Raw genomic sequence first — 13,581 nt, 5'->3', positions numbered from 1 at the left:
TTTAATAATTTATATATCTATACTATTTAGTTCTTATATTGTATAAATCTATATTACAAGTATAACAGCATTTTCTTTATGTCCACAGATTGCACATTCGAATTTAGCTTGATTATTCTTGCAATCTCTATTTTCTTTAAGTATATTACCGCAGAAGCTACAACGTAAAGAGGTATATTTAGGATCTACGAAGCTTACTTCTATTCCATGTTCCTCAGCTTTATATTTAATTTTCTGTTGTAGATCATAATAGCTCCAGTCTTTTAAGAACTTTTTTTGCGTATTTTGAGTAGAACCAGATAAATCCTCCATCTGAATTACACCACAATTATTTTTTATGGAAAAGTCAACTATATACCTACTATATTTATGATTAAATGTATCGGCAAATCTACTTACTTTATCCCTCATTTTATTTACCGGTTTCATTCTTGATTTATATCCATGCCCTATTCTACCTGTTCCTACACATTTACTAGCAATACTTAGTTCCTTTTTATGTTTTTCTGTAGTATCTCTAAATTTGACTAATCCTAATCCATTAATACTTCCTATTTCAAATTTATTTAATTGTTTTTGATGTAATTGTTCATTATACTTTTGAATTTCTTTTTGGACATTTTTTTCTGACATTTGCATATTAAATAATTTTTGCCTAAACCTTATTAATTCTTGTCCACTCAATATATTATGTTTATAGTTTATGTAATCCCAATTTTGAGTATCATTGTCCCATATAGCCAGTGTAGCTACATTTACTAACCCTAAATCTACTCCTAGTATTCTATTTTTATCTAGTGTAGATTTTTTAGGTTTAAAACTAAATGATATAGTCAATTTTATTTTACCTTTTTTAGATATTTCAATCTGTGCTGAACCTTGTTTGTATTCTTTATTTATTATTTTATTCAATGTAGCTTTCTTATTGCCATCTAGTTTATCTGTAGTAAAAGTTACTTGCTTTATATCATTCTCGTTTTGATATTTCTTACTAAATAAACTACAGGTGATTTCAAAACCATGGTTTCCTTGATATATTTTATAGTTGCTGTTCTTTAAATAAATAGGCATATCGAGTTTGAAGTTTGCTACTGATTTTCTATAATTTAAAATATCGTTTTTATCAGTATTCCATTTTTTCATAACAAAAGCATTAGTTTGCCCAACATTAGCAGCATTAATAGTACTCATAATGACTTTCATTTCGCCTTCTACAACATTTCTATAAGTTTTTCCAAACTTCTCTTGTTCATTAGGATACTCACCATACTTATTTTTATACCTAATCCTTTCATATTCCCACGTATAGTACATTTGCATAGCTCTATTACTAGCTTTACAAGTTAAGTATTGTATATCTCTTAAAGTTTTATTCATGGTTTTATATTCAAGCTCGTTACAGTTTTTTATAATTACTGAAATACACTTATTAATTCTAACACCATCTTTCATAATATTAGTACATAGATGTATTATGAGTAATTCTCTGTAAATTACACCTTGTTTTTATAGCTCTATAAAGAAGAATGATTTCAAGAAAAGCTACCAAGGATGGTTTAGATGACTAAGCCTACATATTTTTATGTCTAAAGTATATAAAAGTGCTTTAAAATGCTTCTATGAAAGGTTTAATGTTAAAACTTATATTTATATTTCCGTTTAAAAATTCTCATTTAGCATTCTCAATTAGAACTAAAAAGCAGTTATAAATAGAATTGAAATTACTCTAATATGCTAAAAACTCAGTAAAATCAACGGCTAATGAAATATTTCGTATCACTTGCTAACTTCGCTAAATCTCAATTTAACGATCTTGTAATAAAAATTACATAAGTATAAAAGTATAAAATTATCAAAATATATAATAATTATTATATCATAATATAAATAAATTAATATCAATAAAATATATTATAGTATGGTATAATGAGAGTATAAAAACATAAATTGGAAGTGATTTTATGAATAAAGAAGAATTTTTAAATTTAAGCATTGAAGACAAAGTGAAATATTTCAATGTAAAAATTAAAGAGATGGGTTCTTATAGTAAAGTTTGTAAAGAGCTTGGTATTAGTGTATCTTTAACTGGAACTTTTAAAAAACATGGATGGATATTGTCAGGAGATAGGGATAAATTCATTCATGATGAAAGCTTAGACAAAGGAATTAATAGTAGTACAAAAGAGGTAAAGAATATAAATAATAATATACCAGGACAAGAAACGCTATTTGATACAACAGATGAGCTGATAAATCATCAAGATACTATAAACGATGTTAATAATTCTGGAGTATCTACACATCTCACGAATCCAAATGAGAATAGTAGTAATAGTAATGATATGATAAACTTTACAGAAGAATCACATAATTGTTTTGATGATAGAACTATATCCTTGGAAAATGGATTGGATTCTACAGAACCTACAACTATGGAACGAGAAGGCAACGAAAACAGTAAAGAAGTAAAAAGGAGTACAGGCGCACCTTCAAATAATAAAAATGATGATTTAACATATATAGAATCAAATAGTAAGCAAGCCATGGAAAAAATAGGCCATATGCTAACAGGTGATACAGAAGAAGTAATAAATCAAGATGAAGCTACATATGGAGCTGAAATATTAAAGAAAGATGAAACTCATGAGAATAATACAAAATCATCAATTAATGACGTGTCTAATTCAGAGAATATAGAGGATACAAAAATTAAAAAACCTGGCAGGCCTTCAAAACCTGGTCGTAAAAAATACAGCTTGAACCTTGATATAGCAGATTTTAAACAACTTCAAATTCATTGTATTATAAATGATTTAAGTCCTAGTGACGTTGTGGGCGAACTCATTAAAGATTTCTTAACTAAAAGGGCGTAACACCCCATTTTCTACAGGTGAGGGCAGCTATTGAGGATTTAAGTACATTATTTTTCGGAATAGATAGAGTAAAACTGTGGAAAAGTGTCCTTGACGTACTTTTTATGATAGTATAATATGGTATTGAGTAAAATTGTATATAGGTAAAAGGCACTTAGTTAAATCTAGGTGCCTTTTATCTATATCGTAAATATTTATTTAACGTGTGCAAAATAATATTATAACAATTAGTGAATATAATATTATCCATAATAACGTAGATTTTGATTATATAAAATGGTAATACCCTTATAACACATTAACACTCACACAAAAATAATGTACCTAGATTTCACTTATACAAATCTAGGTACATTTACAAAACACTCGTTTTATTATCTAATCCTCTTTATTTAATAATGAAATAAGTTCTTCTAATGCATTAATAAGTTCTTCTACGTTTGCTGGATTCATATTCTTTATGATATTCGATATACAGTGATCAATAAAGTTTTCTTTCATAATGATTATATCATTATTCTTTTTAAAGTCTTCGGAAATCGATAGTTTTACGGTTCTTCTGTTGTCTTGGGGTATTTCTCTAGTTACCACACCTTGGCTAACCAATCGATTTATTATACCTGAAACTGTGCTTTTTGTTAACATTAGATGATTACTTAGTTCAATAAGGGTTATACCTGGGTTTTTATACAAATGGAATATAACAGCAAGCTGAGGTGCTGTAAATCCATATTGCTTTGCAAACTGCTGGAATTTACATGTAAAGGTTTTGTGGATATTTTTAAAAACATTAATTATTTTATCAGAATACTTTGTTACTAGTTCATCATTCCAATACGGCTTCTCCTCCATTATAGTTCTGATCACCTTCCTTATTTTGTTTTTTAGGTATGTTTTTATTTCTCATCATTAAGGCCAAAATTACAGCTAAAACTACTATGACAGAGATTACAGCAAGAGCATAAGCCATGGCATCCACAGTAGCTTGGCCCTCAAGCATTTGTGCTATCATAGATATTGCAGAAGCCTTAGCTGTTTTTAAAGACTGACCTTCAGCCATATATAGCTTTGTTAACGTACTTATAGTATTATTAGAAGTTGCATTATAAACAGTTATTTGTTCGGATAGCTTTAAGTAATTATAGTTGGTCCTACTCTGTATTATAGTAGACATTATAGTTACGCTGAGTGAACCTGCTATTTGTCTTATGGTATTGGAAAGAGCGGAAGCCCTTCCGATTAAATTTTTGGGCACTGCATTCATTCCAACAGTACTAATTGGCATCATGGCAAGTCCAATTCCAACTGCTCTTACACATAAAATAAGGGTTATCATTTCTCTACTGGAATTCATATTTATCAAAGTTGAAATATGATAAGAACTTATAGCCAATATTATAATACCAGGTATTACAATTGGTTTTGCACCAATTTTATCAAATAAATTACCACTTATAGGCATTAGGAGTCCTGTGAGAATAGCAGCTGGCAGCATAATTATACCTGTTTCCATTGCGGTATAACCTCTTATATTTTGTAAAAATAGTGGTAATACATATACTCCACCCATTAATGCCAGTGTCAAAATACAAGTTATAATTTGGCTTACACTAAAATCAAATAATTTAAAAACCCGTAAATCAAGCAGCGGATCCGGGTGAGTAAGTTCATTTACTACAAATAATACAAGACTTAAACATCCTAAAATCAAAAGTACAGGATATCTTACTTCTCCCCAATCAATTGAAGTCCATTCCCCTAGAACATACAACAGGCTGACTACCCCTATTGTAGAAGATAAAAAACCTATTATATCAAAGGCTCGGGAGGTTGCTGCTCTTTTTGAATCCTTTAATAAAATAGCAGCTAATACTACACCTATTATACCTATAGGTACATTTACATTAAAAATAAGTCTCCAATCCATTTTTTCAATAATGTATCCACCCAGTGTGGGTCCTATAGAAGGTGCTGCCATAGCAGCTATACCCCATACGCCAAGGGCCATGCCTATCTTTTCCCTTGGAAATATTTCGTATATTATAGCCATTCCCACCGGCATTATCATGCCTCCACCAATAGCTTGAATAATACGGAAACATATCATTGATGTGTTGTTCCACGCAAATCCACATAGCATAGAGCCTATCGTAAACATTGTCAGTGCAAACATATATATTTTTTTAGAGCCAAAAACATCTTGAAGATATCCAGTTAGAGGTATAATTGCCCCAAGTGCCAGGGTATAGGCTGTAAGTATCCATTTTGAATCATCTATTGATACCCCAAAAACGGCCATCATCTTGGGAAGGGCAATATTAACTATACTACTATCTAGTATAGACATAAATGTACCAATTACAACTACAAGTAATGCCAGCCAACTGTATAGTGAATCATGAGTATGTTCTTCCATTATGTATCACCTCATTACTTGACATGGATTTTAACAACAACATTGGTGCCTGGAAGTATTTTGTCATTAAACTTGTCAAGTGAAATTTTTATAGGTATTCTCTGTACTACTTTTGTAAATGTACCACTAGTTGAGGATGGTATAAGAGATAGGGCAGATTGTGCTGCCTCTCCTACTGATTTAACTTTTCCTGTAAATTTTTTTGAACCATATTCGTCTATAGTAATGGTAACAGGTTGTCCGATTCTTACTTTACCAAGTTTTGTTTCCTCAATATTAGCAGTTACATAAAGTTTGCTTGGATCTATTAGGGTAGCTAAAGTTTGACCTGATGACCAAATTTCCCCGATAGTTCCTTGTTTTTTAATAACTATGCCGTCAATAGGTGATCTTATTAAAGATTGGTCTACGCTTGAATCAGGAAGATTCACCATTTCCTGACGGGCTAATATTTGATTTTTTACAACAGTGTCTCCTTCTTCTATATTAAGTTCCAATAGTTTTCCACTAATCTGCGGAGTTACATTAACTAGATCTGCACTTACTGTGGCATCATCTGTTGAAACGTAATAAGTGTTTTCATACCAATAATAATATCCTACACTACCTAGTGCTGCTACAATCACTATTAATATTCCTATAATTAATAATTTGCGTTTTTCTTTCATAATTAAGGTACCCTCTTTCTTTATTTATCTATTTATCTAGTCCAATTTCTGCAAACATTCCAGGCTTTAGGTTTGAATCTTTGTCTGTTAAAGTTACTTTAACTAAAATGTCTCTACTTTCAGAATTTAAACTTGAATTTATAACAGCTATTTTACCATGAAATTCCTTATCCGGTATTTCAGATACTTTAACAATTACATTTTGACCTTGGGAAATTTGACTTATTATATCTGCTGGAGCATAGGCATTTACATATAAATCATTAGGGCTAGTTATAGAAATAAGTACTTTGTCTGTAGAAGTTACGTCTCCCACATTAATATTTCTTGCATTTACTATCCCTGAAATAGGTGACGTAATAATAGCATCGTCAAGTGATGTCTGTGCAGTTTTTAGGGCAGATTCTGCCTGGGTTACCTGGGCCTGATAAACATCTATAGAAGATTTGGTAGGGCCATTATTTAACATATCTAATTGTGCTTGAGCAGTTTTACATTGTGCTTCAGCGGAAGATAGCTGCTGATTAGCGTTATCTAGGTCTTGTTGGGTTTCCGCCCCTTCACTAAATAAAGTTTGTATACGCTCGCAGTTTTTCTTAATTGTTTCATAAGATTGATTTGCATTGTCCAGGGTAGCCTGTGCCTGTGCTATTTGTTCAGGGCGCGTACTATTTTGTGCGTTTGCTAAATTGGCTTTTGCAGTATTAAGGGCAGCTTCTGCCTGGTCTACCTGGCCTTGTAAGTCTGTTGTATCTAACTTAATAATAACATCTCCCTCATTTACTTTTGAACCTAAATCTACTGATATTTCGGAGACTTTCGCTGAGACCTTTGCAGTTACGTCTGCTTCTTCATTTGTTGCAATTTTACCACCCATTAAAAATTGGGCAGAGGTACTTTGTTTAATAATTTTAGTAGTTTTGGTGCTTGTACTAGTAACAGAATTACAACCACTTAAAAGTATTGCTGCAACTAGACAAGATAAAATAGAATATTTCATTTTTATCTCCCCTTATATCTTATATATTGTTTGTATGGATATTGTTTGTATATTAACAATTTTTATTATATAGATATTTATCTTAATATTCAACAGTATTCTCAGTTAACGAAAAATTAAAAATTCAGTGTAATCATTTTGAAATTTAGAAATAAACTCCTGATTATAAGATTATTTTATGATAATAATAAATTTGTTGTTTATTTGATTTTTAACATGAACTGCTACCACTTATAGAAGATGGGAGAATTTCGCCCTTTCAGTTAAAATTATGAGAGGAAGAATTAATGCATAATTGTATCACAAGAGGTATGATAAAATAAACGGCCATAAATGTAAATATCTACATTTATGGCCGTTTTCTGTTCCATTACTACACAAACCCCTACATACAACAAAAATGGTTAGGTTGTATAGTTAATCTAACCCCATATCTAACCTATATTTAATTATTAGTCTACATTAATTGGAAAATAACAATTTTCAGCACAATTAATAGTATATGTTCCAGTAGTACCAGTTCCTACGCTTAATAAGCCAATTATATTCTGCTCTGCTGCAACTTTGAATATATACCCATATAAAGTGCTAGAAGAAGCGCAAAAATATAAATCAGATGCAAAGGAGTATAACTATATCACTAATAGTAATGCCATTCATCTAATTTCTACAAATCATATTTGTAAATATATAAATAATGATAGATATTCAAATATTCTGAAAGATTGAAAGATATCTTAAAAGGAACTACGTTATTCCACCTATATAATTAATGAATCATTATCCTAACAATTTCACTCCTAAATAAAATTATTAATAGAGAAACTATGCAACACACTATCAAAATTAAAATTCTATGTTTCTTTTTCTTGTAAAATACTATCAATGCCAAGACCAAAACTAAAAAAGACCAAAAGTATACAAAACATCCTATTATTTGATCTAAATTATCTAGTACTTGTTCCAAAATTATCACCTTACTTTTATAATTTAATTCTAACTGTAATTTCTTGGACATTTTTTACTCTATTTGTCGTATTGACAACAATAACTTCGTACAATAAATAAACTTTACCAAATTGTTAACGGTATTGTAGCTTCCATATTTACCTTCCAGTAATAACTCTCATAAACATATAGGTACATTTTAAAGCTTAAAAATCAGTTATAGAGCCATTTAGGTGGTGCATGTTATAGGAGTTGAAACTCCTAATATAGTTGAAGTTATTTCTATCTTAGCTATTTTCTGTACAGTTACTGATATATTAGTTGTTCCTAAATCTGTGCTGCCATCTTTTACACCTACTGCATAAGTATCCTCTGGTAGATCTGATGAATAAGCTAAAGTAGCTATAGTATTAGTTGAATCCCATGAAGTAGTTAATGTAACTGGAGTACCTTCTCTTGTTACATTAAATGTAACTTTTGAAATATCATCAGGTGCGCTACTAAATTTAACCTGAAAGCTTGTAGCACTGATAGCGTTTGTAGAACTAACTGTTAAAGTTGTCTGAGGAACATCCATTATAGGTGTAAGGTGTGTTTTTATATCTGAATATATTGTATCTATTGCTTCTGTAGGATTAGCTTTAAATGCATTATTTATATCTGATGCCTTATATATTTCGTTCGATATTTCATAACCATAACTACTCATATTTAATATAAGATCAAAAAGAGTTGTTCTATTATCTATGCTTCCTTCATCTGTTATAGGCGTAGTGGATATATTATATATATCACCATCTTTTGCATAGGCAACCCCGCCTAGCGAGGTTACAATTATTGTAGCTATTGCAATCTTTGACAATCTCATATATACTCTTTTATTTATCATTTATATTCCTCCTTTATATATTCAGCTAAAACTATTATATACATCTAGAGTTGTGGAATCAATAAAAGAAATCCCTGTACACTTGTCACGTCCTTTAAAAACAATCTCTTATAAACACTTGACTTCCTTGGTTGTCCATTTTTAAGATATTCAACATTTTCATTTTTCACATATACAGCTATGTTAGGTTTAAGTCTTGAAACATAGAAAGATTTTTTATTTTCCATATCCTCAAAATCCTTGAAATTAAAGTATCCCAGGTCTCTTAATGAAAGATCTCCTGCCTTAAATGTGTCTTTTATTTTACTTCCAAAGGTATTGTCATTTCCACTCCCGGGACCCACATCTATGTGCATGAAGTTTCCAGATTTCAATTCATATTCAAGCTGTATCTTTATACCGGAAGGCTGTGAACTCCCTCCTGAACCTGGATATACACTCTTATATATTTCCGAGACTTGAAATGCCGTAGAATCAACTATTCTTATTCTGTTAAAATGTTCATCCCATATGGTAGGTATATTTGAATTCGTGAGTGGTACACTATTTAAAAGCCTTGTAAATATTTCTTTTAAGAACTTTACTGCCTTTTCATTTAAACGCTGGTCTAATGCCTGGCTGCTTACTGTTGTTTTTGTCTTTGAGCTTAGATTAGCACTCATTGTTACAAGTGTATCTTTTGATACGTCCAATTGTGAAAATGCACATAAATAAAGGAATTTCCATGCTTTTAATTTACCTTCTCTTTGTACAAATCCAACTTTTCTTGCTATCCTTTCAACTTCTTCTTTTGAAAAGTGTTTTAGTATATGGTTTGATAATTCCTTGATTCCATTTTGTGTTATTAATTTTGTATCGTAAAATTGACTTGATTTAATTCCGATATTATGATTACATCTCCATTATCCAGGTTTACCATTAAATGGCTTGCCCCACTATCACCTAACATCTCATCTATTTTAGATGATCCATCCTTACTGTTAACTATGAAGTTTCCATCTCCACTTGTTGGAGTCACTACATATCTTCCCTTGCAAATATCTTGTCCCACAACCCATCTTCCACTATAAAGTGATAATGTTTTATACTCTGTAACAAATGGTGTTATGACAGGTTTAAAATGAGTTTTATTTATACCCTCTAATTGTATTTGTTCATCTTTTATAAGTTTAACTCTTATCTTAGAATCTCCAGTACCATATATGTACCCTAAGACTTCATCTACATTTAAATCTGCACACTCTGTATTAGTAACTATAAAATTACCTTGTCCACCTATTGGTGTTGCGTCATATAAACCTTCTTTTATATCTTTTCCAACTGTGAATGTACCTGCTCCTAAATCTGTTGCAATACCTTGCACTTGCCTTTGCTTAACTTCTGGTTTAGTTGTACATTTACTAGATATGTTTTTGAATGCTACTGCAATTTTGCTTATATTACTATTTCCGATAGAGCTTACTATACTTAATACTATTAATATTCCCATTAAAATTAAAACTTTATGTCCTCTAAAAGGATTGCTTTGTTCTTTACCACAGTTAGGGTATTTACTTACTTTTTTTATAATTTCACTGTTACAAGTTTTGTAGTTAGTTAGTTTACCATTCATATAATAGCCCCCTCTAAATATACATTTATTTACATTATAATAAAATATTTACTATTTGTCCATTTAATATATATTAAATTGTTTTTACTAGGGATAGATAATTATAGGTTTATATAAGTAATGGAACTTTGAATTTATTCTGTATAGTTTTTTATACAAAGACCTGATATTAGCACCTGTGTTATGAAGTGCAAAGCAGTCTTAATAAATTGGATGAAATAAACGAATGCGTTTGTTTCTAAAATTATAATAAGTTAGTTGAGTAAAAGGCTATATCTAGTAAAGAAAGCATGCATAAAAAATACATAAACTAAGAGGAAATTGAGGAAAAATGTAGAATGATTATAGTAGTCATTACTTTTTGTAGATATAAAAGGAGGAATATAAGTGGCAAATAAAAAAGTATACATGACATTGTCAAAAATTGCAATAGCTGCAATAATTGTAACTTCCTTAGGCGGCGTTGTTTATGCAAAAGATGGTGATATATACAATATATCTACTATTCCTACTACAGACAGCTCAATTATGAATACAGGAAATAGTATTGCGGATTATGCCTTATCTTTTCTTGGTGTTCCGTATGTATGGGGAGGTACAACCCCTTCTGGATTTGACTGCTCTGGATTTGTACAATATGTATATGGTCATTTCGGAATTAGCATACCTAGGCTATCACAGGATCAGCAAAATTTTGGCACGGAGATCCTAGACGTAAATGATTTGCAGCCTGGTGATTTAATTTTCTGGGGTAATCCTGCCTATCATGTAGGTATGTACATAGGAAATGGAGAATATGTAGAAGCACCTCATACCGGTGATGTAGTAAAAATAGCAACGTTATACGACTATACATCGGCACAGAGAATTAAATAAAATAAATAGAAGGTACCAAGTATTTGGTACTGAAATTTCATTTAGACAAACATAGATTTATATTTAAGGGTTTGTGTAGTAATGGAACAGAAAACGGCTATAATCATGTAAAATATTTACATGATTATAGCCGTTTTTAATTTGGGGTGTGGCAATCATAAATGTAAAACAGGACTACTTTACATTTAAATGGTACCTATATGGACTAGAACCAGCATCCGTGTCACCAGGTGAAAACTCATTGTATAATTCTGGTAACACAATTAAAAAGGATTATTATACATTTGCCTATATTCATTATCCATTAGAACTATTGCATGACGGATGCAATAGTTCTAAGCCTTTCTATCTTCATTTAAGTATTTGTATAAAGTTGATTTTGACACACTCAAAGCTTTGCATATATCTTTAACAGAAATGCTTTTGCCAGCCATCATAGATTTGGCCATGGCGATTTTATTTGTATCCATTACATGTGGTCTGCCGCCAACTCTTCCCCTAGCCCTTGCCGATGAAAGCCCAGCTAAGGTTCTCTCTCTAATAATATCCCTTTCAAACTCAGCTAGAGAAGCAAAAATATGGAACATTAATTTCCCTGTTGAGCTAGTTGTATCTAAACTTTCTTTAAGGCTTATGAGTCCTATTTCTTTTTCATTCAATTCGTTTACAATTTTAATAAGATGTTTCAGTGATCTTCCAGCTCTATCTAATTTCCAAACAACAATAACATCTCCTTTTCTCGCATATTCAAGAGCTTGTTTTAGTCCATGTCTTTCTTCATTTGCTCCTGAAACTTTATCAGTGAAAATTTTTTCGCATCCTGAACTTTTAAGAGCATCTATTTGTAAATCTAGATTTTGGTCTCTAGTTGAAACTCTAGCATATCCTATTTTCATAAAATTTACCTCCAGATCATTTTGAATATAATAAAATAGTCCTATAACTCAACTACAAAGTCAAGTTATAGGACTTTATTTTTAGGATAAGTTATAGGACTATTTTTCATCCTTTTCTATATGCTTTTAATGTTTTTAGAACGAGTCCGAAAAACCTTCGTTTATAGGACTTGTATTTTATCTTATAGTTGCTTGTGAAACCATATGATTTATGTATCCTAATAAATAACAGATGAATTTTGGGAAGAAGTAAAAGATTTAATACCAGAAAAACAACGAGATTCAAATAAAAAATATAAGCGAGCTGCTGGTGGAGGTAGGCCACCAATGGACTCAAGAAAAGTATTAGAAGCAATTTTCTACGTTCTTCGAACAGGTATACAATGGAAAGCTCTACCGAAGGAAAAATTTGGAGCAGTCAGCTCAATACATCGGTATTTTATGGCATGGAGTAAATCAGGTGTATTTGAAAATATGTGGAAAGCAGGAGTTTATAGCTGCGGTACAGTCTGCTGTGGATTCTGCCAAAAAAAGTGAACTAATGGTTTATCAACCTAGATATACAGTTTATAATGCAAAGTATCTTAGCTCATTAAAAAGAGTAGTGATACTATTCGGGTAACGAGTTACCCGAATGGCCAATAGCTGAATATCAGGTGGTGAAATAAAAAAAAGGTATACGTAATTAGACGTGTACTGTATAGGGACAAAATGATTTACATTTTATGTGAATTTTTCCGTCTTCATACAGTTTAAATGTTACAATTGACATTAGAACTTGTTATTAATTTACATACAATGAATTATAGATACCTTGTTTAGTATAAAACTAATAATTTAGAATACCCAAAATTTAAAACTTGCGAGTAACTTTATTTGTTCTTTAATAGAAAGTTATTTTTAGATGTAATTGATTGCCTTTATAAAATCGTAGAAGTTTCTTTTATTATGTTACAATTGATAGCTATAAATCTTCAAGTTTAAAAAGATCTTGAATATTCGATGAAAGAAAGGCACATATTCTAGGTGATTATATTAAAACTTTGTTAATTTTACAATAAGGATGCCCGAAAACCGGAACGAAAATTCCCCGGTAAAAAATACAGCAATTAGAAATAGCGAAGGACGACGATTGGTGAGAAGTGTTTTCCGTAAATATTTTATGTTTTGCAATTAATAGCTGGACATACTGTAGATATGGCTATCTCTTTAGAATCTTTGTTAGCTATTTATGTGAACCGAAAACTCCAGCTTAAAACTAGGCTGGAGCTTTTGTTAGTAATGGTTATCGGATTAACCCCCTCGTTTTGGACAGAATCTAATAAATTCTTCATTTCTCTTAAATTTAGACCCTTATTTGAATATTTGTTAGGTTTTCTCCAAAATAAAGGTTATAAAATTCA

At 30.8% G+C, this 13,581-nt stretch carries 12 protein-coding genes; 3 read left to right on the top strand and 9 right to left on the bottom strand.

Annotated features, from left to right (window positions below):
- Positions 1 to 48: 48 nt before the first annotated feature.
- On the bottom strand, positions 49 to 1,452 hold the full coding sequence (locus ACJDU8_RS23970; protein WP_406794698.1) for an RNA-guided endonuclease TnpB family protein: 1,404 nt from the start codon (positions 1,450 to 1,452) through the stop codon (positions 49 to 51).
- A gap of 509 nt (positions 1,453 to 1,961) precedes the next feature.
- On the opposite strand from ACJDU8_RS23970, the gene ACJDU8_RS23965 reads away from it, so the two are divergent.
- On the top strand, positions 1,962 to 2,873 hold the full coding sequence (locus tag ACJDU8_RS23965) for a hypothetical protein (RefSeq protein ID WP_406794697.1): 912 nt from the start codon (positions 1,962 to 1,964) through the stop codon (positions 2,871 to 2,873).
- 378 nt (positions 2,874 to 3,251) lie between these two features.
- Here the strand turns inward: ACJDU8_RS23965 and ACJDU8_RS23960 are convergent, their stop codons facing one another.
- The 7 genes from ACJDU8_RS23960 to ACJDU8_RS23930 all read right to left on the bottom strand — a co-directional run bounded on the left by ACJDU8_RS23960 (position 3,252) and on the right by ACJDU8_RS23930 (position 10,406).
- Positions 3,252 to 3,725 (bottom strand): MarR family winged helix-turn-helix transcriptional regulator, encoded by a 474-nt coding sequence (locus ACJDU8_RS23960; protein WP_406794696.1) that lies wholly within the window; start codon positions 3,723 to 3,725, stop codon positions 3,252 to 3,254.
- Positions 3,700 to 5,289 (bottom strand): DHA2 family efflux MFS transporter permease subunit, encoded by a 1,590-nt coding sequence (locus ACJDU8_RS23955; protein ID WP_406794695.1) that lies wholly within the window; start codon positions 5,287 to 5,289, stop codon positions 3,700 to 3,702. Before ACJDU8_RS23955 ends, ACJDU8_RS23960 begins: the two co-directional genes overlap by 26 nt.
- 14 nt (positions 5,290 to 5,303) lie before the next feature.
- Positions 5,304 to 5,957 carry an HlyD family secretion protein gene (locus tag ACJDU8_RS23950; protein ID WP_406794694.1) on the bottom strand — a complete coding sequence of 218 codons (654 nt, stop codon included), beginning with the start codon at positions 5,955 to 5,957 and terminating at the stop codon, positions 5,304 to 5,306.
- Between the two features lie 28 nt (positions 5,958 to 5,985).
- Positions 5,986 to 6,957 (bottom strand): HlyD family secretion protein, encoded by a 972-nt coding sequence (locus ACJDU8_RS23945; RefSeq protein WP_406794693.1) that lies wholly within the window; start codon positions 6,955 to 6,957, stop codon positions 5,986 to 5,988.
- 1,177 nt (positions 6,958 to 8,134) lie between these two features.
- Positions 8,135 to 8,794 carry a hypothetical protein gene (locus tag ACJDU8_RS23940; RefSeq protein ID WP_406794692.1) on the bottom strand — a complete coding sequence of 220 codons (660 nt, stop codon included), beginning with the start codon at positions 8,792 to 8,794 and terminating at the stop codon, positions 8,135 to 8,137.
- Positions 8,795 to 8,838: 44 nt separating this feature from the next.
- Complete coding sequence (locus ACJDU8_RS23935; RefSeq protein ID WP_406794700.1) at positions 8,839 to 9,603, bottom strand: IS4 family transposase; 765 nt, start codon at positions 9,601 to 9,603, stop codon at positions 8,839 to 8,841.
- A gap of 35 nt (positions 9,604 to 9,638) precedes the next feature.
- Entirely contained in the window at positions 9,639 to 10,406 is a 768-nt protein-coding gene (locus ACJDU8_RS23930; protein ID WP_406794691.1) for a hypothetical protein, read from the bottom strand.
- A gap of 387 nt (positions 10,407 to 10,793) precedes the next feature.
- On the opposite strand from ACJDU8_RS23930, the gene ACJDU8_RS23925 reads away from it, so the two are divergent.
- A complete protein-coding gene (locus ACJDU8_RS23925; protein ID WP_406794690.1) occupies positions 10,794 to 11,282 on the top strand; it encodes a C40 family peptidase in 489 nt (162 codons plus the stop codon).
- 335 nt (positions 11,283 to 11,617) lie between these two features.
- Here ACJDU8_RS23925 and ACJDU8_RS23920 read toward each other — a convergent pair whose 3' ends face one another.
- Positions 11,618 to 12,178: a recombinase family protein gene (locus ACJDU8_RS23920; protein WP_406794689.1), complete on the bottom strand. Its 561-nt coding sequence runs from the start codon at positions 12,176 to 12,178 to the stop codon at positions 11,618 to 11,620.
- A 225-nt stretch (positions 12,179 to 12,403) separates the two neighbouring features.
- Here ACJDU8_RS23920 and ACJDU8_RS23915 point away from each other — a divergent pair, with 225 nt between their 5' ends.
- A complete protein-coding gene (locus ACJDU8_RS23915) occupies positions 12,404 to 12,715 on the top strand; it encodes a transposase (RefSeq protein WP_406794699.1) in 312 nt (103 codons plus the stop codon).
- Positions 12,716 to 13,581: the final 866 nt, after the last annotated feature.

The organism is Candidatus Clostridium eludens (assembly GCF_045310515.1).
Taxonomy (GTDB): Bacteria; Bacillota; Clostridia; order Clostridiales; family Clostridiaceae; genus Clostridium_B; species Clostridium_B eludens.
Note: the sequence above shows the minus strand (reverse complement) of the source record. Positions and strands in the feature narration are given on the sequence as shown.

Excerpts from the sequence above, each read along its gene's own strand:
- ACJDU8_RS23970 (WP_406794698.1), bottom strand. The coding sequence starts at position 1,452 with ATGAAAGATGGTGTTAGAATTAATAAGTGTATTTCAGTAATTATAAAA.
- ACJDU8_RS23965 (WP_406794697.1), top strand. The coding sequence starts at position 1,962 with ATGAATAAAGAAGAATTTTTAAATTTAAGCATTGAAGACAAAGTGAAA.
- ACJDU8_RS23955 (WP_406794695.1), bottom strand. The coding sequence starts at position 5,289 with ATGGAAGAACATACTCATGATTCACTATACAGTTGGCTGGCATTACTT.
- ACJDU8_RS23950 (WP_406794694.1), bottom strand. The coding sequence starts at position 5,957 with ATGAAAGAAAAACGCAAATTATTAATTATAGGAATATTAATAGTGATT.
- ACJDU8_RS23945 (WP_406794693.1), bottom strand. The coding sequence starts at position 6,957 with ATGAAATATTCTATTTTATCTTGTCTAGTTGCAGCAATACTTTTAAGT.
- ACJDU8_RS23940 (WP_406794692.1), bottom strand. The coding sequence starts at position 8,794 with ATGATAAATAAAAGAGTATATATGAGATTGTCAAAGATTGCAATAGCT.
- ACJDU8_RS23930 (WP_406794691.1), bottom strand. The coding sequence starts at position 10,406 with ATGAATGGTAAACTAACTAACTACAAAACTTGTAACAGTGAAATTATA.
- ACJDU8_RS23920 (WP_406794689.1), bottom strand. The coding sequence starts at position 12,178 with ATGAAAATAGGATATGCTAGAGTTTCAACTAGAGACCAAAATCTAGAT.
- ACJDU8_RS23960 (WP_406794696.1), bottom strand. The coding sequence starts at position 3,725 with ATGGAGGAGAAGCCGTATTGGAATGATGAACTAGTAACAAAGTATTCT.